The 25,453-nt window shown below is 38.9% G+C and carries 19 protein-coding genes and 2 rRNA genes; 19 read left to right on the forward strand and 2 right to left on the reverse strand.

Annotation, left to right across the window (positions count from 1 at the left end; all coding sequences use genetic code 11):
- From ASU03_RS01770 to ASU03_RS01810, 9 genes are all read left to right on the forward strand, one after another.
- A 23S ribosomal RNA gene (locus ASU03_RS01770) occupies positions 1–88 on the forward strand; the annotation flags it as partial.
- A gap of 135 nt (positions 89–223) precedes the next feature.
- Positions 224–338 (forward strand): 5S ribosomal RNA (rrf, locus tag ASU03_RS01775).
- 386 nt (positions 339–724) lie between these two features.
- Positions 725–1,546: a crotonase/enoyl-CoA hydratase family protein gene (locus ASU03_RS01780; RefSeq protein WP_057830198.1), complete on the forward strand. Its 822-nt coding sequence runs from the start codon at positions 725–727 to the stop codon at positions 1,544–1,546.
- A gap of 266 nt (positions 1,547–1,812) precedes the next feature.
- Positions 1,813–3,084 carry an efflux RND transporter periplasmic adaptor subunit gene (locus ASU03_RS01785; protein ID WP_057830199.1) on the forward strand — a complete coding sequence of 424 codons (1,272 nt, stop codon included), beginning with the start codon at positions 1,813–1,815 and terminating at the stop codon, positions 3,082–3,084.
- 138 nt (positions 3,085–3,222) lie between these two features.
- Positions 3,223–3,966, forward strand: a complete 744-nt coding sequence (locus tag ASU03_RS01790; RefSeq protein WP_057830200.1) for an ABC transporter ATP-binding protein — start codon at positions 3,223–3,225, stop codon at positions 3,964–3,966.
- Positions 3,959–5,260, forward strand: coding sequence for an ABC transporter permease (locus tag ASU03_RS01795; RefSeq protein WP_057830201.1), 1,302 nt, complete (start codon positions 3,959–3,961; stop codon positions 5,258–5,260). Before ASU03_RS01790 ends, ASU03_RS01795 begins: the two co-directional genes overlap by 8 nt.
- A 19-nt stretch (positions 5,261–5,279) precedes the next feature.
- The gene (locus tag ASU03_RS01800) at positions 5,280–6,494 is read left to right on the forward strand and encodes an ABC transporter permease (protein ID WP_057830202.1); all 1,215 of its coding nucleotides are present in this window, start codon (positions 5,280–5,282) and stop codon (positions 6,492–6,494) included.
- A 118-nt stretch (positions 6,495–6,612) separates the two neighbouring features.
- Positions 6,613–7,920, forward strand: coding sequence for a sigma-54-dependent transcriptional regulator (locus ASU03_RS01805; RefSeq protein WP_057830203.1), 1,308 nt, complete (start codon positions 6,613–6,615; stop codon positions 7,918–7,920).
- Positions 7,921–7,930: 10 nt separating this feature from the next.
- Positions 7,931–9,247, forward strand: a complete 1,317-nt coding sequence (locus ASU03_RS01810) for a sensor histidine kinase (protein WP_057830204.1) — start codon at positions 7,931–7,933, stop codon at positions 9,245–9,247.
- A gap of 178 nt (positions 9,248–9,425) precedes the next feature.
- Here ASU03_RS01810 and ASU03_RS01815 read toward each other — a convergent pair whose 3' ends face one another.
- Positions 9,426–11,519 (reverse strand): YjbH domain-containing protein, encoded by a 2,094-nt coding sequence (locus ASU03_RS01815; RefSeq protein ID WP_057830205.1) that lies wholly within the window; start codon positions 11,517–11,519, stop codon positions 9,426–9,428.
- A 144-nt stretch (positions 11,520–11,663) separates the two neighbouring features.
- Positions 11,664–12,776 carry a hypothetical protein gene (locus ASU03_RS01820; RefSeq protein ID WP_057830206.1) on the reverse strand — a complete coding sequence of 371 codons (1,113 nt, stop codon included), beginning with the start codon at positions 12,774–12,776 and terminating at the stop codon, positions 11,664–11,666.
- A gap of 731 nt (positions 12,777–13,507) precedes the next feature.
- Between ASU03_RS01820 and ASU03_RS01825 the strand changes: the two genes are divergently transcribed.
- From ASU03_RS01825 to ASU03_RS20530, 10 genes are all read left to right on the forward strand, one after another.
- The gene (locus tag ASU03_RS01825) at positions 13,508–14,635 is read left to right on the forward strand and encodes a polysaccharide export protein (RefSeq protein WP_057830207.1); all 1,128 of its coding nucleotides are present in this window, start codon (positions 13,508–13,510) and stop codon (positions 14,633–14,635) included.
- A 5-nt stretch (positions 14,636–14,640) separates the two neighbouring features.
- Positions 14,641–15,099: a low molecular weight protein-tyrosine-phosphatase gene (locus ASU03_RS01830; protein ID WP_057830963.1), complete on the forward strand. Its 459-nt coding sequence runs from the start codon at positions 14,641–14,643 to the stop codon at positions 15,097–15,099.
- Between the two features lie 152 nt (positions 15,100–15,251).
- Positions 15,252–17,537, forward strand: coding sequence for a polysaccharide biosynthesis tyrosine autokinase (locus ASU03_RS01835; RefSeq protein ID WP_057830208.1), 2,286 nt, complete (start codon positions 15,252–15,254; stop codon positions 17,535–17,537).
- A gap of 214 nt (positions 17,538–17,751) precedes the next feature.
- Positions 17,752–18,873 (forward strand): non-hydrolyzing UDP-N-acetylglucosamine 2-epimerase, encoded by a 1,122-nt coding sequence (gene wecB, locus ASU03_RS01840; RefSeq protein WP_269432990.1) that lies wholly within the window; start codon positions 17,752–17,754, stop codon positions 18,871–18,873.
- Positions 18,874–19,061: 188 nt separating this feature from the next.
- A complete protein-coding gene (gene tviB / locus ASU03_RS01845; RefSeq protein WP_057830210.1) occupies positions 19,062–20,342 on the forward strand; it encodes a Vi polysaccharide biosynthesis UDP-N-acetylglucosamine C-6 dehydrogenase TviB in 1,281 nt (426 codons plus the stop codon).
- Between the two features lie 282 nt (positions 20,343–20,624).
- Positions 20,625–21,665 (forward strand): NAD-dependent epimerase/dehydratase family protein, encoded by a 1,041-nt coding sequence (locus tag ASU03_RS01850; protein ID WP_057830211.1) that lies wholly within the window; start codon positions 20,625–20,627, stop codon positions 21,663–21,665.
- Positions 21,659–22,762 carry a dTDP-glucose 4,6-dehydratase gene (rfbB, locus tag ASU03_RS01855; protein WP_057830212.1) on the forward strand — a complete coding sequence of 368 codons (1,104 nt, stop codon included), beginning with the start codon at positions 21,659–21,661 and terminating at the stop codon, positions 22,760–22,762. Before ASU03_RS01850 ends, rfbB begins: the two co-directional genes overlap by 7 nt.
- The gene (gene rfbA, locus ASU03_RS01860; protein ID WP_057830213.1) at positions 22,759–23,631 is read left to right on the forward strand and encodes a glucose-1-phosphate thymidylyltransferase RfbA; all 873 of its coding nucleotides are present in this window, start codon (positions 22,759–22,761) and stop codon (positions 23,629–23,631) included. The genes rfbB and rfbA overlap by 4 nt, the downstream gene beginning before the upstream one ends.
- A gap of 8 nt (positions 23,632–23,639) precedes the next feature.
- Positions 23,640–24,725, forward strand: coding sequence for a DegT/DnrJ/EryC1/StrS aminotransferase family protein (locus ASU03_RS01865; RefSeq protein WP_057830214.1), 1,086 nt, complete (start codon positions 23,640–23,642; stop codon positions 24,723–24,725).
- Complete coding sequence (locus ASU03_RS20530; RefSeq protein ID WP_057830215.1) at positions 24,722–25,453, forward strand: dTDP-4-amino-4,6-dideoxyglucose formyltransferase; 732 nt, start codon at positions 24,722–24,724, stop codon at positions 25,451–25,453. Before ASU03_RS01865 ends, ASU03_RS20530 begins: the two co-directional genes overlap by 4 nt.

The following is a 25,453-nucleotide window of genomic DNA, read 5'->3' on the forward strand; positions in this document are numbered from 1 at the left end:
TTGGAGACTACAACGTTGATAGGTCAGGTGTGTAAGGACTGCGAGGTCTTGAGCTAACTGATACTAATTGCCCGTGAGGCTTAACCATACAACACCCAAGTAGTTTTGAACTATAAAGTGTGTATGAGACTGACATTTTAAATATATAAAACACGTACTCGTGTTACTTGAACCGCTTTTGTAAAACTTTTTATATCAAATTTCTAGATTGTACCTTTTTTTGTTTAGCGACCATAGCGCTGTGGCCCCACCTGATCCCATTCCGAACTCAGAAGTGAAACGCAGTTGCGCCGATGGTAGTGTGGGAGTTCCCATGTGAGAGTAGGACATTGCTAAACTTCTATTTGTGCTTAGGCACTGAGAAGCCCGATTCAAAAGAATCGGGCTTTTTGCTGTCTTGGATTTGAAGCCATTACTAATGAGCGCGAATAAATTCCCGCCTACGGGCATTTGTAGGCGGGATTTCAATCGCGCATTTTGTAGGGATTGAAATCCCGTATTTTTGAAATCGTGCATTTTTGAAGGTGCGAACAAGTATTGGCGCGAACAAGTTCCCAGCGCGAATAATCCCCGCTTACGGGCATTTGTAGGCGGGCTTTTTGCTGTCTGAGAGTTGCTAGTTTATTTATGCTGAGCGATAGAGTTACTTTTACAATCGACATTTTATTTAAGATAAGTTAACTTGGTTATGATACTCGATATTAACATTAGAAGCAGATCTTCTATGACTACGAATAACATTGATAAACGCATTGAACTGCAAATAAAAAATAATATTGCCTACGTCAAATTCAATAGGGCTAAAAAGCATAATGCTCTGGATATGCCAATGTTTTATGCTATCCGCGACACTATTAACGACTTGCGGCGTGACCGCTCGATAAGGGCGGTTATTGTCGAAGGTAAGGGTGAAGATTTTTGTTCCGGCTTAGACATTAAAGCGGTGATGAAATCGGCCAAGGCACCATTACAGCTATTGTTCAAATGGTTACCTTGGCAGGCTAATTTAGCTCAGTATGTTTCTACGGGCTGGAGAAAAATACCAGCACCAGTGATCATGGTTTTGCACGGTCGCTGTTGGGGAGGAGGTTTGCAAATTGCCTTAGGTGGTGACTTTCGAATTGCTGCGCCTGATACCTCCATTGCTATTATGGAAGCGCGGTGGGGTTTAATACCAGATATGGGTGGCACTACTGCGTTAAAGGAAATAGTTAACTTAGATATTGCTAAAGAACTTGCTATGACAGGAGGCATTATTAATGCTGAGCAAGCACTTAACTATGGCTTAGTTACTCATGTAGACGTAGAACCCTCTGAAAAAGCCTTACAATTAGCACAAGCCATTTGCCAACAGTCACCCGATGCAGTTGCCGCGACCAAAAAACTATACAATAAAAGCTGGTGGAGTAATCCCGGTATTACCCTCGCCAGAGAGTCGTATTATCAAATTAAAATTTTATTGGGTCGAAACAGAAAAATAAAAACCTATAACCAACTTCATCAAGACGAAAAACCAAGAGCGTTTGTTAACAGACAAAATTGGTAGCCTGTACTCTTACCATTAACCTACAAACATTACTGGAACTGAGCTCTAGTTTCAGTTTTGCGTTACCTTTCATTGAACTATGCTCACTACTCGACAGTGTCCATATGCTGACCAGTGGACACGAACGGACAGGTCGAGTGTCCGTTCGGACACTCAGTTATTTCCAAATAATAATTATTTCATTAATTACAGTTAGTTACGGGATTATATTTTCTGGCACTGAACCTGCAACACTAGGTTATCAAAAGTTAACTTAGAAGAATTACATGATCGCAGGAACAAGTGGACAGGATGAAGTAATTGCTAATCCGAAGAAAGTACCGGTAAAGAAAATACTGCTCAGTCTAAGCATTTTATTTGGCCTTTGTTATCTTACTTTGCCAACCCTATCTCAGTGGTACTCTTCAATACCGACTATTGACAGTAGCACCGTTAATATAAGCACAGTGATCAGAGGAGACCTTATCCGTGACGTTGTAGTTTCCGGCAAAGCTGTTGCGGCCAATGCTCCACAACTTTATAACACCGAAATTGGTAAAATAACACTGCTGGCCAAACCAGGAGAAGCGGTGCAAGAAAGCCAAATTGTCGCACGCTTAATTAGTCCAGAGTTAGACGCTTTAATCAAACAGCAACAAACTACCCTTGAGCAGTTAAGCATTAATGCCAACCGCGGTATTTTAGCGGATAAAGAAGCGCAACTTAATCTGGAAAGTGACATGAATACCGCGCAATCGAGTTTAAATGTTGCTAAGCGCGAATTTCAACGGGCACAAATATCCTTCGCTAAACAAATTATTAGCGAGGTTGATTGGCTAAAAAACCAGGATGCGGTAACTGATGCCACACGTTTATTTGAACATGCGCAAAAAAGAGTATCTTTTGCTAAAGAAAGGTTATATTTCGAACAGCAACATAGAGCGTTTTTAGTAAAAAAAGAGCAGTTGATTCTCGATGAATTATCACGTCGGCATGATGCCCTAGCTATTAAAGCGCCGTTAAGTGGCGTGGTAGGTAACTGGCTAGTAGCGCAGAGAAACACCATTGCTGCGAACACCGCGATTATGACCATTGTAGATTTATCTGAGTATGAAGCAGAGTTAAGCGTACCTGAGTTCTACGCAGATGATTTAGGTCTGGGTTTGGAAGTGGCAATGAAAATTGCAGGGGTTTCAATACGCGGGGTAATCATTGCAATTTCACCCGAAGTTAAAGGTAATCAAGTCACGGTACGCGCCAAAATTATAAATTCTACAAAAATTCAATTAAGACAGAACCAACGTATAAACGCCCGCATTGAATTTGAGAAAAAAGAAAATGTGCTTATGGTTAAACGCGGTGCCTTTATGGGTTCATTTGGTGGCAAGTATATCTTCAAGCTTGTTGAAGACAGTTACGCCAACAAAACAGCAATTACTACGGGAGCAAGTAGCGTTGATTATATCGAAATTACTTCCGGGATAGAGGCTGGCCAACAAGTAATAACTTCAGCTTATCACGATTTTAATAAAGCAGTAAAAATTTACTTAGCTGATTAATCTACTGACGATTGAATGAACGCTGTTTTGCATAAATAACTAAACATATAAAAAACACTCAAATCAATAGGCCAAGGCTTACTGGCGCATGTTTAGCCTAAGGCAACATGTAATACCATATTTTAAAAGGAATGTACCATGCTTAAAATGAACAACATCTCTAGAATTTATCAAACGGATACCATTCAAACACACGCACTACGAGACTTCTCATTAAATGTAAAAGCAGGGGAGTTTGTTGCGGTAACAGGTCCTTCAGGCTCGGGTAAATCTACTTTTCTTAATGTTGCCGGGTTGTTAGATAATTTTGACCGTGGCCAATATGAATTAGATGGTGTTAGCGTACAAGGCTTAAAAGACGATGAGCTATCACGTTTAAGAAATGAAAAAATTGGTTTTATTTTTCAAAACTATAACCTTATTCCTGATTACAGTATTTTTGACAATGTTGACATGCCCCTGCGCTACCGTGGTTTTAATGCCCGTGAACGCAAACGTAGAGTTGAAGAAGCGCTAGAAAAAGTGGGTTTAGCATCAAGACTTAAATACTTACCAAGCCAGCTTTCAGGTGGACAGCAACAGCGAGTTGCTATTGCAAGAGCGCTAGCGGGTGAACCTAAAATATTATTAGCAGATGAGCCAACGGGTAACCTTGATTCATTAATGGCGCGGCAAGTGATGGAAATATTGCATGATCTTAACAAAGGCGGCGCTACTATTATTATGGTAACGCATGATCCAGACCAAGCACGGGAAGTGAGCCGAAATGTTCAGGTTATTGATGGCCAGCTGGCTGATTTTAGAATATACGCACCACTAGAAAGAGCCGAGGGAAATACTGAGAAAACTGCTGTGGTAAGTGCGGAGGTGGCAGATGCGTAGCGCTAGTATGTTCAGCTATAACTTATCATTAGCAATACAGAGCTTCAAACGCGCACCGACTTTGTATTTTTTAATCATGCTTACCTTATCTATCGGTGTTGGTGTACTTTGTGCCAACCTGGCGTTAGTTAATTCGATGGCGAGTAACCCAATACCCGAAAAAAGTGACACGTTAATTCATATTAGTATGAATACCTGGCCAGAAGATAATCCACCGGATGAGCAGCCACTTTATATTTTACGTTATCGCGATGCCATGAAAATATCTGAGTCAGGCATTGGTATACGTAGTGCGGTATTTTATGCCTCAGGTGTTTATGCGCGAGATGCTGAATCTAAAAGCATGAAACGTTTCGATTCAGCCGTAAGAGCCACAACACCTGGATTTTTTAAACTAAGTAATGCACCTTTTGCCTATGGCTCTGCTTTTGAAAAAAGTCACGGTATGGAAATCGTTATTGGTGATGAATTAAATCAAAAAATATTTGCTGGTGAAAATAGTGTTGGTAAAGTATTAGAGCTTGATGGTGAGTTATTAACCATTGTAGGTGTGTTAAAACCTTGGACACTACGGCCATTATTTTATCATGCTACCGATGGGCACGCCTTTAGCCTAACCGATGATATTTACGCTCCACTTGAAACAGCAATGGATTTAAATTGGTCTATTCATGCTCGAAGTTCTTCTACGGATAATTATACTCACGTAGCACAAACCCGTGATAGAGATGTTTATTATTTACAAGCTTGGCTTGAATTACCAAGTAGCAATGATAGACAAGCATTACAAAGCTATTTAGATAATTACAGTAAAAGTTTAAAAGTAGCAGGGCAACATCCGCTAGCTATTCGTAATGAATTACATGATGTTACTGAGTGGTTAGTTGTTAATAAGGTAGTTGATCATAAGATATTAGCTTTTACCTTAGCATCGATATTATTTTTGTTTGTTTGTGTTTTCAATGCCAGTAGTTTGTTGTTATCACGTTTTCATGCCGCTAAATTTGAAGTAGGTTTACGTAGAGCTCTAGGAGCAAGTAATCGACATATGTTGATGCAAGGCTTAACTGAAAGCGTTTTATTGGGACTGTTTACGGGTATTGTCTCACTATTGTTAAGCTGGTTATTCTTAAAGTTGTCTGTTAGCTTTTTACCTGATTTAGCTAATATTGCAATTTTGGAGCCTAAGGTATTGTTACTAGGCATGTTAATCGCATTATTAACCTCAGTCGCCAGTGCTTTATACCCGCTCTATCGTGCTAATCGTTATACTATTTCAGCTGAGCTTAAATAGCTTACCTCAAGGAAAAATTATGAATATTAATGCCTTACTTAAATCATTATTATTACGAAAATTCACCACTGGTCTGTTAATTTTACAACTGTCTATCACCTTAGGTTTGTTAGTTAACAGTGTTATTTTAGCGCTTGATACTCGAGCTGGCATAGCCCGTGATACCGGTATGGACAATGAAAATATCTTGATTGTTTCATTGAATCCCACTTCAGGAAATTATCGTGATCTGGATTATTATCGTTCAATTGTTAGTGAAGACTTAGTAAAATTAAAAGCTTTAACGGGGGTGGTAAATGTTTCTTTAGCTAATCAATTACCTATTTCTTACCGTGGCAACACAGCTAATGTCTATGACTTGGATGATCCCGATAGAGCCCGCATTGATCCATATTTACAATATGTGAAAATAATGATGACCAATGAAAACTTGGGTAATACCTTAGCGTTAGCTTTATTAGAAGGACGATTTTTAACAAAAGATGATCAACGTGATTTTGGTAGTGAGGGAAACGGTAATGTCGTGATTACTGAGTCCTTAAAAAAAGCCTTGTATGGAGAAAAATCGGCTTTAGGTCACGAAACCAATCGAGGTCATATTGTTGGTGTAATAAAAGATATTTTATTTAATCCTACTGTTCCTGATGATAAACAATATGGCATATTTTCTAATGGCATCATGGAATACATATTTAGGGGGAGTTATTACCTTTTAAATGTTGAGCCCGGGCAGATGTCGGCTGTTCGTAAGCAAGTATCAGCGACTATTCTTAAGGTACAAGCTGAGCGCGATATCTTTAAGATTTTTACCATGACAGAGCACATGCAAAGTTTTTATCGTGATGATAAAGGTTTATCCGAATTGTTCTTAATGTTATGTGGCTTAATGGTATTTGTTACCGCTATCAGTAGTTATGCTTACTCACAATTTCATATATCGCGTCAGAAGAAATATATTGGCATAAGGCGAGCACTCGGCGCCCGTAAAAAAGACATTCTTTTATATGTGCTCACGGAAAATTGGTTGGTTTATGCTATTGGTTGTCTGTTAGGTATTGGCATGACGTTAGCATTCAATATTTTATTGAGTCAGTATATAAGCTTGAGTAAACCAGATATGATGTTGTTTTTATTAGCAAGTGCGATCATTTTTGTTGCCGGTACCTTGGCAACTTTACTGCCAGCGATACAGACCAGTAATATTCCACCGGTAATTGCGACCAGGACGGTGTAGGCGTGATTTTAATCGCGCAGGTTTTGTAAAAATTCCCGTAAGAAAGGGCGAATAAATTCCTAAGTGATGCGCGAATAAATTCCCGCCTACAGGATGGTGATATCTTTAAAGGAACAGCATGACACAAATATTAATCGTTGATGATAACCCTGATATTCTTGAAGCGCTTGAGTTGTTATTGAGTTTGCATGGGTACAGGGTATTAACCGCTACAAATGTGAAACAAGCGTTATTGGCGGTAGCTCATCAGTGTGTTGATTTAGTTATTCAAGATATGAACTTTGCTCAAGGCATCACTTCCGGTAAAGAAGGTAAATCACTTTTTAATGCCTTAAAAGCGCTAAACAATGATTTACCCATCATCTTAATTACCGCGTGGACGCAATTAGAAACGGCTATTGCCTTGGTGAAAGGTGGTGCTACAGATTACCTGCAAAAACCGTGGGACGATAATAAACTGCTTGAATTGGTGGCCCAATATAGTCAAAAATCTAAAGCAAAACTTAACGAAAAAAATAGTACTGATTACAACAAAAAACCAACACAAGACTTTATTTATCAAAGCCAAATAATGCACAAGCTGATTGCCCAAGCAGGCAAAGTTGCTGGTGCTACGGTCAATGTATTAATTACCGGTGCTAATGGCTCAGGCAAAGAAAAATTGGCTGATTATATTCATCAACAATCGCCACGTTTTAACAATGCTTTTATCAAAGTGAATATGGGCGCTTTACCGCATGAGTTAATGGAAGCAGAGCTTTTTGGTGCGGAGAAGGGCGCTTTCACTGGTGCGAATCAAGCGCGTATTGGTCGTTTCGAAGCCGCAGATAACGGCACGTTATTCTTAGATGAAATAGCCAACTTACCCTTATCGGGTCAGATGAAATTACTGAGAGTATTGCAAACGGGTGAATTTGAACGTTTAGGCTCTAGCACAACTATTAAAGTAGATGTCAGAGTACTGAGTGCCAGCAATGCCGACTTAACGTTAGCTGTGCAACAAGGCACCTTTCGGCAAGATCTCTATTATAGATTAAACGTAATAGAACTACATTTACCCGAGTTAGCACAGCGGCAGGCAGATATTGTGCCGTTAGCTGAGTACTTTATTGGTAGTGATTACTCACTTAGCGATGAAGCTAAACATGCATTAACAAGTCATGCTTGGCCGGGCAATGTACGTGAATTAGAAAACGCCTGTAAGCGCGCGTTAGTTTTTGCCGATAATAACCTACTAACACTCAGTGATTTTCAGCTCGATGCAAATCCAGAAAGCTCAGTGGTCGATGAAAAGTCACAGATAGAGCAGGTATTAATTAAACATAACGGTGTTATTAAACATAGTGCCACCGAATTAGGTTTAAGCCGACAAGCGTTATATCGCCGTATAGAGAAATATCAAATAGATGTCGAGACATTATGTTAGTTGAAACGCTATGTTAATTATCCAATTAATTCTGCTTAATATTGTCTTTATCGCTAGTTTTATACTGTTATTGCCTTGTTCGCCCTGGTTATTCGCTATAAGTTCAATACTGTTAATTACCTTAGCGACGCTGCGCTTTCGTCAATATCACCGACAAAATAACCAGATACTGCAAACGTTGTTGCATGGCTTACGTAACTTACAAGATGGTGATTTTTCCATTAGTTTGGGCGTTCCTAAAAAAAATAAAGCGACTAAAGCAAATAAAATTCAGCATGAAGTGTTAGCGTTGTTCAATCAAGTGACAGATAAGTTACGACAAGAGAAACAGGCTATTTATCAGCGAGAGTTACTGTTAGACAAAGTGGTTAATGCTTCCGATGTGGTCACGGTATTAGTGAACCACAGAGATACGATAATATTTTCGAATCGCGCCGCAGAGTACTTTTTTAAGCAAAAGAGTATGCTGGGTTTGTCTTGGAAAAATCTACTCGATGAAACGCTACCTGAACTTATTCCGCATCATGATAAAGACAATGCCATTATTCAATTACTGTTAAATTATAGCAGTGTTAATGGTGAGCCAAGCGCTAAAACAGCGCAGAGCTGGCACTTGTCGCGCCATCAGTTGAAATTGCACGGCAGTCGTCACCAATTAACCTTACTCAAACCATTAACCCAAGCCATGCATCAACAAGAGTTACAAACGTGGAAAAAGGTTATACGGGTCATTAACCACGAACTTAATAACTCTATCGCCCCGATAAGCTCTATGTGTCATAGCGGCAATATCCTAGCAGAGCGTTTAAATGAACCACAACTAATACGAGTATTTGCCACTATCTCTAAGCGAATAAATAAGCTGGCAGAATTTATTCAAAGTTACAGTCAGCTGGCGCGGTTATCGAGGCCACAAAAGCAAACATTTGATCTAATAAAAACCTTAAAACAATTGCAAGAGCTGTATCAGTTTAGCCTAAGTTACCAAGATACTAGCTTGATGTTTTCAGGTGATGAGAGCCAGATTGAACAGTTATTAATAAACTTACTTAAAAATGCCCAACAAGCATGCCCAGATAAAGATAGTGCTGTTAGCGTCAGCCGTCAGCAAGGTAAATTAGTGATAACAGTGAGAGATTTTGGCGCCGGTATGCCAGTAGAAGTACTGACCAAAGCCTTCTTACCTTATTACTCAACCAAAGCAGATGGTAGTGGTATTGGTTTAAGTATTTGCCGAGAAATTAGTGATGGTCATCAAGGTCAAATAACCTTAAACAACCACCCGCAAGGTGGCTTGCAAGTAGAAGTGTCCTTACCGCTGAGCTAGCCGAAATTCCCGAATTATTTTGTCGTAAATTCCGTAGGCGGGAATTTATTCGCGCATTACTTAGAAATTCATTCGCGCTTTGGGCTGGATCTTCAACAAGAGCACTCGAAGATGACGACCATCCACAACCTAGCCATCCTTATCGTGCTTGACTAACGTGCTTGACTAACGTGCTTGACTAACGTGCTTGATAGTAAGCTTGTCTTAAACGCGGTGAATTTTCATAAATATACTCACTGCTTAAACGATTGTTATTATAAAAGGTACTATCAAGGTTATAAAACAGCTGGGTGCTATCGCCACTACCTGGAGTTAGGTTATTATGACTTTTTCCAACCAGCGTATTCACTGAATACTGCCATTTAGGCTTGCCTCTTACCTGAAAATACCTATTGTTATAATCTTTACGTGGCGTTAACGGGATTGAAAAACCCAAGCCAATAAATTGATTGGCTTCTTCATTATCTACCTTGGTATCTTTATAGGTTAAGTTAAGGGTAACATCGCCAAACATTCGCTCTAATTTAACCACGACACCTTTATCTTGTTGCCAATATTGGCCTAGTTGTATTTCCGCCGAGGCGTTAAAATGTGCATTATAATATCGGTACTTAGCGACAATAACATCTCGTTGTTGCGGCTCTGCTTTTTTCCAACACCTTAGAAATAAAATATTACAACCGTCATAATGCTCTCTTTCTGGTGTGATCTGGTTTTCATACCTTGCTGTTAACAGGTTAACTTTATGGCTACCAGCAAAACTTTGCCAACGAACTTCATTCGCTAAGTAATTATAAGTATCACGATAACGGCCAACAAAAGCCATGTTCTTTATCGAGTAGGGTAATGAAAAGGTCTGATGAAAGCTGTATTCATTCAGCCCGGTTGTTTGTTTGTAATCAGAAAAAACTTCACCCTCTTCAAAGTTGCTTGTTTCCGCTACTTGTTTGGTGTGCTGCGCCGTTATGGCGGCACCAGGCCATAATGGCACTTCAAGGTGACTAATCAAAGCGAGAGAGGCGTCAAATACACCAAACTCAGTACCTATTCTAGAGACAATACCTGGCCAGAAAGTAAAACGCGGCTTTAGCCATGAGCTATTAGCATCCTGTAAATCAGCGCTAGTGTTTATTCGTTGAACGCCAAAAGTATCGGTAGATATATCAAGCTTTAAGGGTTGGTTATCGGTTAAGAAGGCATCATATTCAGCTAAACTACCTCTAACCACTAAAATAGGGATTTCTCGTTCTTTTAGTACCAGTTTAAAGTGCGAGTAATTGTGTTGAATATGTTTACTGAGGATGCCCAAAACCACACCCAGTCCATCTATTTGGTTGCGGTTATAAACGTGGTTTTCTAGTTCTACATAGACAGTATTATAATCCGCTTCAGCAATTTCAATCGCTGCAAAACCTTCTTTAGCTAGTAGCTCTAATACTCGTAAGCGTTCAGCGGTAGCAGAGCGTTCGACAACGTCAGGCTCAACACCCTCTGATGATGAATATGCTTGCGTATGTACTAAATTGCTGTTTTGTTCGTGGTATGGCGATGAATGATCAGTCGCATTTAAATCCAGAGGAATAGTTAATCCTAGTCCATAGTAAAAATCATCTTTAAGCGCTTCGTTGCTACTTGATACCAGTAGGTCAGTAGTTAATTGCATACCGCTACTAAGCCAGCTTTTAGGTGATGATATATGCAAACCTAATTGCGTGTCGGCGGCATCATATTCTGCCGAGAGTTTTACCCACTCATAAGGTTGCCAAGCAATACCAGCAAAAACGCCATCAAGGCGACCCTGGTTTGAATCACTCTTGCCCAGGCCGAGGGAAACATTAACATCATCAAAAATTGTTTTTGAGGCCACAACATATTGAGCATCAAAGAAGTTGGCAGCACCACCGACATCTTGTATGCCAAACGCTAAACTAAACCAATCTTTGGGAATAAAAGGCATAGCTAGTTTAATATTTGCTGATAAATCTGTCGGACTGCTGCCACCATTAGGGTCCTTGTACTCAGCTAAGCGCCCTGAAACCTCAACATATTCCCACAAACCAATACCAAAATTATAATTATCACCATTGCGATAACCATCCCTGGTTTCAACTTGATTACCATATTGTAGGTAAAAGGTGCCTTCATCAAATAATTTGGCCGTGGGGGTATTGATTAAACCGCTATAACCTTGAAAAGACATGGTGGCCTCAGGTTCAGCCGTAACAGTAACAGCAGGCAGCAAAGCCAATGCGAAAAGAATACAGCGCTTCATTTAAAGAAATCCTAGCAGGGTGAATTAAAACAAATAAGGTTGAAAGTAAAATAGAAAGTAAAAAGTAAAGTGGGTTGTAATGAAAGTGTTTGGCAAAAAAAACCCGCCATATAGGCGGGTTTAATTAAGTTATTAATAACTTAATTAAGTCCCGCCAGTTGCACCTGTAGGAACAATGATGTCACCTAGGTCAATTTCAATTGGAGGAACAGTAGCAGGGATAACTACTGGCTCAATAACAATGTCTATTCCGTCATCAATAAGGTCTTGTTGTACTGTTTGTTGAATAGTCGTAGCTTCGTCAGATATTGCTGTTTGAGCCGGAGCTAGTACTGCTAGAGCAGTCACTGCATCTGGGTCGGTTAAGGCAATAGCGATATCAGTACCTTCAGCAAGAGCGTCCACTAAAGTTGTTGAAACAACAGCAACTGTTTGTACGTAGTTGTTAATAGTTTGGCTAATAGTACTATCCGTTGTGTCTAAAACAGCAAGTGCCGCATTAAACGAGGTTAACTGAGTGGTAACATTGGCACTGTCGCCAGCTTCAGTCGCCGCAGCAGCTACAGCTACAGTGTCGGTAGAGTCAACAATTTTGATATCATAAATATTAGTTGTTGATAAATCTATGCCCAATATTTCACCAACTATTAAAGAGGCATTTTTTTGCAAGGCCACAACACCTTCAACAGAAAGGTTATCAATGTCTAAGTTTGTATTTATCGCTAATTGAGCGAATACCGCATCGGTAGCCATTGTGGTAAAGGTGTTTGCATCAGCGTCAATTGCAATACTGTCTCCATCTGCATCAACTGCAGCGAAAGTAAGGGTACTCATTGATATACCGGCAATTTCTTCATTTGGAATGTTTTCTCCACGAGGCGTACCATCAGCACACACTACTGCAGCATCACAACGCATTACCGTGTCACCATCAGCGGTAATGGTAACCACTAATGCGCCAACAATAGCATTACCACTGGCGTCTACTACAGTCGCCGTGTAATCACCATTTTCATCTGTTTGTACATCTGCAGGCTCTGTAGTAAGTGGTGTTGCCAAAGCAACATCGCTTGCTCTGTATATTTGAACTTTGGCGCCAATTAATGCACCTTTAACTGCAGCACCAGAAATATCCAATGTTGCTGGAACAACTGGAGCAGGTGGCTCAATCACAGGGGCATCTTTTTTATCATTGTTACAAGCGGTTAAAGCCAAAGCGATACTGGCAGCTAGCGTTGCGCGAACTATTTTTTTCATTTTTAATTGCCTTATAAAATATATAATCATGAGTAGCTTATTACTAAAGGATTCTATAGAGATGAGTCACTTATTACTATAAAATTCAGGGTAATGTACAAAATCTATTGTAGTTTGTAGATGTTAGATGAAGAGCGTTATTTATACAAGCTAATTTGTCGTCATAAAAATGGCGTCAATAGTGGTGATATTGCTTTGTCTATTTACCAATAAATGAGTGGTATTTATCAAGGTCAAAACAGCTTAAACAACCAGCCACACCTAATTCAAGGACGTACCTTATTAGAGAATGCAGGATGCATATTCTCCTCAAGCCATAACTCATACCACATAAATGATAGTTAGAAAACAGTAAAAAGTAGTAGCCTTAAAACTTGATTTTTTCCCAATGCGCTACTACAGAAATCAAGGTAATGTCTACTTTCTAACTAGACAATGAGCTATTTCTTCAGTAAGATTCTGCGCAAATAAAGCTTTTAAATCGTGTGCTCCAAAAATAGGACACAACTTATCTGCCTTAAATAATAAAGATAAAAAATAAATTATCCTTTAAATACAGAATGTTAAGTAATAACAAATAATAGTACTGTAAAAAGGCAAAATAACACCTAAATAAAAGCTAAATAAAAAAGCAAACACTGCACCCATTGTTAAAAGTGCTATCTTGCACAAAACCGCAAGTATAACAGGGCAGTTGCGCGCAGTTAGCGAAGGAATGGAAAATCTACAGCATGTTAAAATACTCTAAAAAATTGGTTGTCTCGTTATCACTAGTGATACTGAGCGGTTGTAGTATGATTCCCGGTAGTCATATGGAAGGCATAGATGTTGAGCCTGACACCTCTACCCTAGAACAAGACTTATCAAAGGTTAAAATATCCATCATTGACTCGGCACTTATTGCTCGATTAAACGACAGTCAACAAGCCTACTCACCAGCTAAAAAATACCGCCCTATAAACACTGCAGATTATGATTATGTCTTGGGCATTGGTGATGTCTTATCTATTGGTGTCTGGGACCATCCAGAGTTAACCATTCCCGCAGCTGTACAACGTACCGCAGAATTTGACGGTTTTAGAATACAAGCCGATGGTACTATCACCTATGCCTATGCAGCAAATGTTAAAGCTGCTGGTAGAACTATCAAAGAGTTACATTGGTTATTAAGGCAAAAACTAGGTAAAGTCATTGAAAATCCGCAGTTAGATCTTAAAGTAGTTGCCTTTAGAAGCCAAAGAGTCTACGTAACCGGTGAAGTAAAAAGTCCGGGGGTATTTCCGATAACCGAAATCCCACTCACCTTAATAGACGCCATTAACCAAGCGGGTGGTTTAAGTGAACGAGCCGATTGGCGTACCATTACTTTTACCAGTGGCGAGAAAACCGAAACCATAAGGCTTGATGACTTTTATACCAAGGGTGATCTAAGTCAAAATAGACTACTTAAACATGGTGATATTATTCATGTAAACCGCTCCGATAACCAAAAAGTGTTTGTTTTAGGGGATGTAAATAAAGCCGGTAGCATTGAAATTAATCGCTATGGTTTAAGCTTGGCGGAAGCCTTAAGTGATGTCGGTGGTTTAAATGAACGAACCGCCAATGCCAATGGAATTTTTGTGCTGCGTAAACGCCCAGAAAATGAAGCAGGCATTATTGCTGATGTATATCAATTATATGCACAAAATGTTGTGGCTTTAGTATTGGCAGACCAGTTTAAATTACAACCGCGCGATATCATTTATGTTACCACAGCGCCTATCGCTCGTTGGAATCGTTTAATTAGCCAACTAGTACCAACGGTACAAGCATTGGAAAATATTTCTACCATTAAAACACAAGGTGCTTTCTTCTAATGGCCATGTTTAACGCTATTTTAGTCGTTTGTGCCGGCAATATTTGCCGCAGCCCGACAGCAGAATACTTATTCAAAGATAAGTTAAAAGATAAGCTGCAAGACAAGTCAGCGGCTAGTCAGATAAAAGTCTCTTCAGCGGGCTTAACCGCTTTAGTCGGTAAAGGCGCAGAAGCAACAGCAAGCAGTATTACCTTAACAAAAAATATTGATATGAGCGGCCATAAAGGCCGTCAATTAAGCTCAGCGCTAATCGCTGAAAATGATTTGATACTGGTAATGGAACAGCGGCACCTAACAGATTTATTGGGCCAATATCCGCAAGCCAGAGGAAAAACCTTCTTACTGGGTAAATGGCTTGATGATACCGAAATACCGGATCCTTACCGTCAAAGTCATGAAGCGTTTGACCATGTTTATCAGTTAATTGATAGAGCCTGCACCGCTTGGACAAAATATATTTAAAGCCGAGTTAAAAGCATGGCTAAACAAGAACGGAAACCAGAGCCAATAAAAAAATTTAAACTTAACTAAAAATTAAAATTAAAATTAAAATTATCAAGTTTAAAAGTTATACCTACGGGTATTAGTACCCTTTATTAAAAGTTACTCCAAATATGTCTATGAATGAAAATATAAAACCAGCAACAGTGCTAAATCAACAGGGTAACAATAATACTTCTGCCTCTAATGAAATTGATTTAATGGCGTTGTTTGGTGCCTTGCTTGATCGCAAAATATTTATCGCTGTAGTTACCGCTGTTTTTGCCCTAGTGGGTATCGCTATTGCTATTTATTCTACGCCTATATATAAAGCAACGGCGATGATACAGGTAGAAGAAGGCGGCGGTGCGATGCCTGGGCTTGGTGATATGGCCAGTATGTTTGAAAGTAGCTCTAAGTCAATTACTGAAATTGAATTATTAAAATCTCGTTCTGTCATCGGTGAAGCGGTAGATAATTTACAACTAGATATTGTGGCACAAGCTAAGTTATTCCCAATAATCGGCGGCCGTAGTTTTAGAAAATTCAATGCAATAAAGCCAGGCGACTTAGCTATACCTAGTTTTGGTGCGACCAGTTACGCCTGGGGTGGAGAACAAATTGATATATTCCGTTTTGATGTACCTAAGTTTGCCATCAATCGAAGTTATATCGTACAAGCCGGTGAAAATAATACTTTTACCCTGTTATCTGGCGATGGTGAAAAAATACTTACTGGCAAGGTCGGCGTAGAGGTAAGCAATGGCACTTTCACTCTAACACTTAAAACGCTAATTGCTCGAGCCGGCACAGAATTTATTATTGCGCGTAAAGACAGATTAAATACTATTTTAGATCTGCAAGCGGCCATTGGTGCCAGTGAAAAGGGCAAAGATTCGGGCATAGTCAATTTAAGCTTTCAGCATGAAAGTCCAGAGTATAGTCAAAGGGTGCTCAATGAAATTACCCAAATTTATGTACGCCGCAATGTTGAACGTAACTCAGCAGAAGCTAAAAGTTCACTTGATTTTTTAGCTGTACAGTTACCGGCAATCAAACAACAATTAGAACACTCGGAATCGTTATTTAATGATTACCAAAAAAATCAACAATCGGTAAACATCACCCTAGAAACCCAAGGGGTATTAGAGCAAATTATTGAGCTTGATACCAAGTTGCAAGAACTTGATCTTGAACGCTTAGCCATGTCACGCAAGTTCAAACGTAATCACCCAAATTATCAAGGCATAGTTGAGCAAATATCAGCCGTACAAAAACAACGTGATGGCTTAGCGCAAAAAATAGCGGATTTACCTGAATTGCAGCAAAAATTACTGCGTTTAACCCGTGATGTTGAAGTAGGTAACGAAATCTACATGATGTTATTAGGTAAAGTGCAAGAGTTAGACATTGTTCGTGCCGGTACGGTCGGTAATGTCCGTATTATTGATGTTGCCGAAGTGAACACCACCAAACCAGTAAAACCTAAAAAAGCCTTAATAGTGGTCATGGCAACCATGCTTGGTGGTATGTTAGCCATAGCCATAGTGTTAGTACAAAAAGCATTACATAAAGGTGTGCAAGACCCGAGCGAAATTGAAGCCATTGGTTTACCCGTTTACGCCAGTGTGCCCTATTCTAGCCATCAACTTAAACTGACAGGCTCTGCTAAGGGCTTTACTAAAGGAATAGCTAAAGGCTTAACTAAAGGCAAGAAACGGCAGAGCGACAAAATTAATAAGTTATTGGCGGTAGATAACCCAGCAGATCTTTCGATAGAAGCCCTGCGTAGCTTACGTACCAGTTTGCACTTCGCCATGATGGAAGCAAAAAACAATATTATCGCCATCTCTGGTCCATCGCCTGAGGTAGGTAAGTCTTTCATCACCGCAAACTTAGGCGCTGTGCTGGCGCAAAGTGGTCAAAAGGTACTGATTATAGATGCGGATATGCGTAAAGGCTATTTACAAAAGCAATTTGGTTTAAAGTGGGAAAATGGTTTGTCGGATTATCTCTCTGGACAACAAACACTTGCGCAGGTAACCAAAACAACCAATGTTGCCGGTTTAGACCTTATTACCCGTGGGCAAGTACCGCCCAACCCTTCAGAGTTACTTATGCATGCAAATTTCAGTAACTTGATCACCGAAATAAAAGCTAACTACGATATCATATTGATTGATACCCCACCTATATTAGCGGTAACAGACCCCGCTATTGTTGGCGGTCATGCGGGTACCATGTTACTGGTGACTCGTTTCGGTCAAAATACCATTAAAGAAATTGATTACGCCCGTCAACGTTTTGAACAAAACGGCATAGACGTAAAAGGTGTAGTATTTAACGGTGTTGTTAAAAAAGCCAGTAACGCCTACGGCTATTACGGTTACTACAATTACGAATATAAATCGGATAAGTAATTATTTTGTAGGCGTGAATTTATTCGCGCTTGGGGGTTCGTCGTCATTCCCGACAATACAACTCGGGAATCCATGGAGTCATTGTAGGCGGGAATTTATTCGCGCTTTGGGCTGAATCCAGAGCTTGAACTCTGGCTTTATAAATACAAAAAGGCTTTAGGTATAAAACCTAAATCTCAATAAATAAATTTAAGAATTAAAGATTATGAATAAATTGAAAGTATTAACAGTATTCGGAACTCGCCCAGAAGCAATTAAAATGGCGCCATTAGTTCATGCGTTAGATAAAGATGATCGTTTTGAAGCTAAAGTATGTGTAACCGCACAGCACAGGGAAATGTTAGATCAAGTGCTAGAGCTTTTTAAAATCACTCCGGATTACGATTTAAACTTGATGAAAGCGGGTCAAACACTACCTGAAATTACCAGCCGTATAATTCTTGAACTAACACCGGTCTTAAAAGAGTTCAAACCAGACATAGTATTAGTTCATGGTGATACCGCAACAACATTTGCTGCAAGTCTTGCCGCATATTATGAACAAATAGCAGTGGGACATGTTGAGGCAGGCCTTAGAACAGGTAATATATATTCTCCGTGGCCAGAAGAGGGTAACCGTAAACTTACCGGGGCTTTAACCAAGTTTCACTTTGCCCCAACGGCAACATCAAAAGAAAATTTATTAAAAGAAAATTATTCTGCAGCTGATATCTATGTCACTGGCAATACAGTTATTGATGCTTTGCTGCTAGTTAAAAAACAAATAGAGCATGACACTGACTTAAAGCAAACATTAGCAGCACAATTTCCTATGCTCGATAAGTCTAAAAAATTAATATTAGTCACCGGCCATCGCCGTGAAAGCTTTGGTGGCGGATTTGAACGTATTTGTGAAGCATTGGCAATTACTGCAAAAACACACCCAGATTGTCAAATATTATACCCAGTACACTTAAACCCAAATGTGCAAGAACCCGTTAACCGTATTTTGAAAAATGTAGCTAATATTCATTTAATCGAACCACAATCTTATCTTCCTTTTGTATATCTGATGAATGAAGCGCACATTATTTTAACTGACTCTGGTGGTATTCAAGAAGAGGCACCATCGTTAGGTAAACCTGTTTTAGTAATGAGAGATACCACTGAACGCCCCGAAGCGATTGCTTCAGGTACGGTTAAGTTAGTAGGCACAGAAATTAACAAAATTACGGATGCATTGAGTTTATTACTAACAAATGAAGAGGCTTATAATGCCATGAGCTTTGCTCATAATCCTTATGGTGATGGTGAAGCCTGTAAGCGTATTTGTGATATTTTAGCAGCACATAAATAAAAAATGTAGGCGGGAATTTATTCGCGCATGGGGCTCGTTCGTCATTCCCGAGTTGTATTATCGGGAATCCATGAGATCATGTAGGCGGGAATTTATTCGCGCTTCGGGCTATAGCATTAGAAATACAAAAAGGCTTTAGGTACAAAACCTAAATCGCAATAATTAATTCAATTAAGAAGTGAAGTAAAATGAACACATCATTAAAGGACCTAAGGATAGGTGTTATCGGCTTAGGTTACGTAGGTTTACCACTAGCCGTTGAGTTTGGTAAAAAGTACCAAACACTCGGTTTCGATATCAACCAAGCTCGAATTTCAGAATTATTAGCTGGCCACGATGCAACGTTAGAAGTAAGTGATGAAGAATTGAAAGAAACTCCTTTCATGTCATATTCATTCTCAGTTGATGATTTGAAAAATTGTAATGTCTACATCGTTACAGTACCTACCCCCATTGATGAACACAAACAACCTGACTTAACACCTCTTATCAAAGCCAGTGCAATGCTAGGCAAAGTGCTTAACAAAGGTGATATCATTATTTATGAGTCAACGGTATACCCAGGTGCTACCGAGGAAGTCTGTTTACCCGAAGTTGAGCGTGTATCCGGCTTAACCTTTAATGAAGATTTTTTCGCGGGTTATTCTCCAGAGCGAATTAACCCTGGCGATAAAGAACACAGAGTTACCAATATTTTAAAAGTTACCAGTGGCTCAACTCCAGAGATTGCTGAAATAGTAGACCAATTATATAAGTCTGTTATCACGGCTGGTACCCACAAAGCATCCAGCATTAAAGTTGCAGAAGCATCAAAGGTTATTGAAAATATCCAGCGTGATGTAAACATAGCTCTAATTAATGAACTATCAATTATCTTCAATAAACTTGATATTGATACCTTGGAAGTTTTAGAAGCCGCGGGCACAAAATGGAACTTCTTACCATTTCGACCTGGTTTAGTCGGTGGTCACTGTATTGGTGTCGATCCCTATTACTTAACCCACAAAGCGCAAGCTGTTGGCTATCACCCTGAAATAATATTAGCAGGTCGTCGATTAAATGATGGCATGAGTGCTTATGTGGTTTCTCAGTTAGTGAAAAAAATGCTAACTAAACGTATTCATGTTGAAGGTGCCAATGTCTTAGTGATGGGCTTAACTTTTAAAGAGAACTGTCCTGATTTACGTAACACCAAAGTAGTTGATATCGTCAGTGAGCTGAAAGAGTACAACATTAATGTCGATATCATTGACCCCTGGTGTTCAAGCGAAGCAGCTCAACATGAATATGGTTTATCACTAATTGAGCAAGCTGATAAAGGCTGCTACGACGCCATTATTTTAGCGGTAGGTCATAACGAATTCAAAGCGCTAGGTGCTAAAAGTATTAGAGCATTAGGGAAAGAAAACCATGTTTTATATGACTTGAAATACCTATTACCTAAAGAATCAGTAGATATGCGTTTATAAATGTAAACGGGAATTTATTCGCGCTGTTACAGGAAGCACCTTGTAGGCGGGAATTTATTCGCGTTGTTACAGAAAGCACCTTGTAGGCGGGAATTTATTCGCGTTGTTACAGGAAGCACCTTGTAGGTGGGGGTTTATTCACGTTGTTACAGGAAGCACCTTGTAGGCGGGAATTTATTCGCGCTTTTGTTTTTGAACGTCATCTTCGAAGTCTCTAGTCGAAGATCCATTGTTCTTTAAGCACATGTAGATTTACCCTTAATGAGTTAATTGAGAATTAAAATGTCACGATATAATGAAATAAAAAAAGAATTACTAGCAGAACCTAAAGTTTGGCTAGTAACCGGTGTCGCAGGGTTCATTGGCTCAAATCTTCTAGAGCATTTATTAAAACTCAATCAAAAAGTAGTTGGCCTTGATAACTTTGCCACAGGTCATCAACATAATTTAGATGAAGTTAAATCATTAGTGAGTAAAGAGCAATGGCAAGGATTTACCTTTCACCAAGGTGATATTTGCAACGTTCAAGATTGTGAAAAAGCGCTTACCTATAATAACAGTACAGTAGATTATGTACTGCATCAAGCTGCTTTAGGCTCAGTGCCACGTTCAATTGCAGACCCAATAACAACAAATGCAGCGAATATCACCGGCTTTTTAACCATGCTGCAAGCGGCTAAAGAGGCAAAGGTGAAAAGCTTCACTTATGCAGCAAGCAGCTCTACCTATGGTGATCATCCAGCATTACCCAAAGTAGAAGATAAAATTGGTAATCCACTATCGCCTTACGCGGTAACCAAATACGTCAATGAATTATATGCAGGCGTATATGCAAAAACATACGGTTTTAAAACAATAGGTCTACGTTATTTTAATGTATTTGGCCAACGTCAAGATCCTGCTGGCGCTTATGCCGCGGTAATACCTAAATGGACCGCATCAATGATCAAAGGTGAAGATGTTTTCATCAATGGTGATGGTGAAACCAGTCGCGATTTTTGTTTTATCGAAAATACTGTACAGATGAACATTCTGGCTGCGACGGCGGAAGACGAAGCTAAAGATAATATATATAACGTAGCGGTAGGTGATAGAACAACATTAAATGAGTTGTATAAATCAATTCAAAAAGCATTAAATGATAATTCTATTGAAGCAAGTACTGATCCAATTTATCGAGACTTTCGTGCTGGAGATGTGCGTCATTCTCAAGCTGACATTAGCAAAGCAAAAACAAAATTAGGCTATGAGCCAGAGTTTAAAATTCTTAATGGTATTGCAAAGGCTATGCCTTGGTATAAGGAATTTTTAAGTACATGTTAAAAATATTAGTTACTGGCGGAGCCGGATTTATAGGTTCAGCCGTTATTCGTCATATCATCGAGAATACATCTGATGAAGTTATGAATATTGATAAATTGACCTATGCAGGCAACCTAGACTCCCTTCAGTGTGTAGCAAATAATGAGCGATATCACTTCGAACAAATTGATATTTGTAATAGTAGTGAACTAGAGCGGGTATTCAAGTTATATAATCCAGATATTGTTATGCATCTAGCTGCTGAAAGTCATGTGGACCGTTCTATTGATGGCCCTAAAGAGTTTATTGAAACAAATATTATCGGTACGTATACCTTACTTGAAACTGCGCGAAAATATTGGTTAGCTCTTTCGGGAGATAAAAAAGGACAATTTCGTTTTCATCATATTTCTACCGATGAAGTATATGGTGATTTAGCAGGACCTGAAGAGTTATTTACTGAAACTACACCATATGCGCCTAGTTCGCCTTATTCAGCCTCGAAAGCTGCTAGTGATCATTTAGTTAGGGCATGGCTTAGAACTTATGGCTTACCAACGGTTATTACTAATTGTTCGAATAATTATGGACCATTTCACTTTCCTGAGAAGTTAATACCACTAATGATATTAAATGCTTTGGAAGGTAAACCTTTACCTGTTTATGGTAATGGCCAACAAGTTCGTGACTGGCTATATGTTGAAGACCATGCCAGAGCCCTTTATTTAGTGGCAACTACAGGTGACGTAGGTGAAACCTATAATATTGGTGGCCATAATGAAAAAGCGAACATTGATGTTGTAAAAACTATTTGTCGTCTATTAGAAGAATTAGTACCAGAAAATAATCATTCACTTGCCAGTGGAAATGATAATGGCTTTGCAGGCTTAATTGAATTTGTGACAGATCGCCCAGGTCACGATGTCAGGTATGCCATTGATGCCAGTAAAATTGAACGCGAATTAAACTGGACACCACAAGAGTCATTTGATTCAGGGATTAGAAAAACAGTTGTTTGGTATTTAGAAAATAAAACATGGTGGAGCCGTGTATTAGATGGTTCTTATAGTGGTGAACGTTTAGGTGAACGTTTAGGTGCAACGGAGACAATTGCATGAAAGGTATAATTTTAGCCGGTGGCTCTGGTACACGTTTGTATCCAATCACTCAAGGTGTTTCAAAGCAGTTGTTGCCAATTTATGATAAACCAATGATTTTTTATCCATTATCAGTATTAATGTTGGCGGGAATAAAAGATGTGCTTGTTATTTCTACACCTGAAGACATGTCAGGGTATAAGCGCTTATTAGCCGACGGTAGCCAGTTTGGTATTAATATTTCTTATGAGATACAACCTAGCCCAGACGGATTAGCACAAGCATTTATTATTGGTGAAGACTTTATTGGTGATGACAGTGTCTGTTTAGTACTTGGCGATAATGTTTTTTATGGGCAAAGTTTTTCACCAAAGTTAAAAGATGCAGTAAATAGAGCGGAAGAAGGTAAAGGTGCAACCGTTTTTGGTTATCAAGTAAAAGATCCTGAACGTTTTGGTGTGGTTGAATTTGATGAAAATAAGAAAGCCCTTTCTATTGAAGAAAAACCGCTCAAGCCGAAATCGAACTATGCGGTAACAGGTTTATATTTTTATGATAATAGCGTCGTTGAAATTGCTAAATCAATTAAACCATCAGCCCGAGGTGAATTAGAAATTACCTGTATTAATAATGCTTACCTTGAAAAAGGCGAACTAAGTGTAGAAATGTTAGGTCGTGGCTTTGCCTGGTTAGATACAGGCACACATGAGTCATTGCTTGAGGCAGGGCAGTTTGTGCAAACTATAGAGCATCGCCAAGGTTTTAAAATAGCTTGCTTAGAAGAAATAGCATTTAATAATAATTGGCTTTCGGCTGAAGAAATAAAAACATTAGCAAAGCCAATGATGAAGAATAGTTATGGGCCATATTTAATGAGCTTAATAGGTTAATATTCAAAATGACAATTAAGTTAAATCAACCTTTAAAGCCTGATTTAGAAAAGCTAACTCATTACTTAAAGCAAATTAATGATAGTGGTTGGTATACAAATTTTGGCCCATTACATCAGCAATTAACTAAACGTCTAGAGGAATACCTAGGCGTTAAAAACTTACTGCTTGTTTCTAACGGCACATTAGCAATTCAAGTTGCTTGCAAAGTATTAAATATTAATTCGGCTATTACTACGCCCTTCAGTTTTGTTGCAACGACTAGTTCACTACTATGGCAAGGAATAGAAACGGCATTCAGTGATATATCTTCAAAAAGTTATAACTTATGCCCTACAGCACTCGATAAAGCGTTAAGTGAATCAGAAATTAGCTACGATGGGATAGTTGCGACTCATGTTTACGGCAACCCATGTGACGTAAACAGTATTGCTGCTGTAGCCAATAAACATAATAAAAAAGTGATTTACGATGCAGCACATGCATTTTCAGTAAACGTTGAGGGGCAATCTGTACTTAACTTTGGTGACGCAAGCACATTGAGCTTTCATGCAACCAAAGTATTCCATACTGTTGAAGGCGGGGCTATTGTTTTCAAACATAGTGAAGACTATGAAAAAGCCAAAAGATTAATTAATTTTGGCATTCAAGCTGATGGCAGCTTGGGCGAGCCTGGTATTAACGCTAAGTTAAATGAATACCAATGTGCAGTTGGTTTAACGCTACTTGATGATATAGAAAAAGTTATAGCTCACCGTGCTCAGTTATTTCATTGTTATCGTGACGAACTTCAAGGGGTTGTTGAAATGCCTACTTGGCATAAAGACACAACCTCCAATGGTGCTTATATGCCCATTTATCTTGCTGATGTGAACAGGCAGGAAAAAGTCATAGAAGCATTAGCTAATAATGGCATAGATAGTCGTCGTTATTTTACGCCATCGTTAGATGTCGCGTATAAGAATCAAAAAAGTTTTGGTTGTGAACAAAGTCAAAAAATAGCAGCTGGTGTTATTTGTTTGCCTCTACATGCTTATATGAGCATTGATAATGTCGCTTATATTTCGAAAATAATAAGAAAGGTTGTAAAGTGAAAAAAGTTTTAATTGTTTCCGATAATGTAGATCTTGTTTCATGTTTTATGTTCATTACAAAAGCTATTTCAGCCAATATTGCTCAATTTAATTATTGCTATAGTGTTATTAATAAAACACCTGATGCATTGATAACAATGGGGATGAGTGTTGTTGATATGAAAAGTCACAATGAAGTTGAAACTATTGTCGCGGAGTATGATTTAGTTATTTCGGCACATTGTAAACAGATCTTCCCCAAAGAATTAGTGAAAAAAGTGCGTTGTATTAATATTCACCCAGGGCTAAATCCCCATAATAGGGGGTGGTTTCCGCAAGTTTTTTCCATTATCAATAAGAAGCCTATTGGTTGCAGCATACATTTAATGGATGAAGAAATTGATCACGGTGACGTTATTTATCAAGAGGAAGTAAGTGTTAACTCTTGGGATACATCTATGGATGTATATAACAAAGTGGTATCTATTGAGAAAAAATTAATACGTAAATACTTACTTGACCTAGTTAATGAAGCTTATGAATGTCAAGTTATAGAAAGTGAAGGCAATTATAACGGTATTAAAGATTTTAATGCACTAGCTCAATTAAATCTTTCTTCAAAGGGAACGTTAGGTGAACATATAGACCTGTTGAGGGCGTTAACTCACGGTGACTTTAATAACGCATATTTTGTTGATGACCAAGGCAATAAAGTGTTTGTAAAAATAAAACTAAATAAAGAGCAATAA

Origin of the sequence: Colwellia sp. TT2012, assembly GCF_001440345.1 — a bacterium.
Taxonomy (GTDB): Bacteria; Pseudomonadota; Gammaproteobacteria; order Enterobacterales; family Alteromonadaceae; genus Colwellia.

Bases quoted from the DNA above. Each gene is read 5' to 3' on its own strand.
- ASU03_RS01780 (WP_057830198.1), top strand. From the start codon at position 725: ATGACTACGAATAACATTGATAAACGCATTGAACTGCAAATAAAAAAT.
- ASU03_RS01785 (WP_057830199.1), top strand. From the start codon at position 1,813: ATGATCGCAGGAACAAGTGGACAGGATGAAGTAATTGCTAATCCGAAG.
- ASU03_RS01790 (WP_057830200.1), top strand. From the start codon at position 3,223: ATGCTTAAAATGAACAACATCTCTAGAATTTATCAAACGGATACCATT.
- ASU03_RS01795 (WP_057830201.1), top strand. From the start codon at position 3,959: ATGCGTAGCGCTAGTATGTTCAGCTATAACTTATCATTAGCAATACAG.
- ASU03_RS01800 (WP_057830202.1), top strand. From the start codon at position 5,280: ATGAATATTAATGCCTTACTTAAATCATTATTATTACGAAAATTCACC.
- ASU03_RS01805 (WP_057830203.1), top strand. From the start codon at position 6,613: ATGACACAAATATTAATCGTTGATGATAACCCTGATATTCTTGAAGCG.
- ASU03_RS01810 (WP_057830204.1), top strand. From the start codon at position 7,931: ATGTTAATTATCCAATTAATTCTGCTTAATATTGTCTTTATCGCTAGT.
- ASU03_RS01815 (WP_057830205.1), bottom strand. From the start codon at position 11,519: ATGAAGCGCTGTATTCTTTTCGCATTGGCTTTGCTGCCTGCTGTTACT.
- ASU03_RS01820 (WP_057830206.1), bottom strand. From the start codon at position 12,776: ATGAAAAAAATAGTTCGCGCAACGCTAGCTGCCAGTATCGCTTTGGCT.
- ASU03_RS01825 (WP_057830207.1), top strand. From the start codon at position 13,508: ATGTTAAAATACTCTAAAAAATTGGTTGTCTCGTTATCACTAGTGATA.
- ASU03_RS01830 (WP_057830963.1), top strand. From the start codon at position 14,641: ATGTTTAACGCTATTTTAGTCGTTTGTGCCGGCAATATTTGCCGCAGC.
- ASU03_RS01835 (WP_057830208.1), top strand. From the start codon at position 15,252: ATGTCTATGAATGAAAATATAAAACCAGCAACAGTGCTAAATCAACAG.
- tviB (WP_057830210.1), top strand. From the start codon at position 19,062: ATGAACACATCATTAAAGGACCTAAGGATAGGTGTTATCGGCTTAGGT.
- ASU03_RS01850 (WP_057830211.1), top strand. From the start codon at position 20,625: ATGTCACGATATAATGAAATAAAAAAAGAATTACTAGCAGAACCTAAA.
- rfbB (WP_057830212.1), top strand. From the start codon at position 21,659: ATGTTAAAAATATTAGTTACTGGCGGAGCCGGATTTATAGGTTCAGCC.
- rfbA (WP_057830213.1), top strand. From the start codon at position 22,759: ATGAAAGGTATAATTTTAGCCGGTGGCTCTGGTACACGTTTGTATCCA.
- ASU03_RS01865 (WP_057830214.1), top strand. From the start codon at position 23,640: ATGACAATTAAGTTAAATCAACCTTTAAAGCCTGATTTAGAAAAGCTA.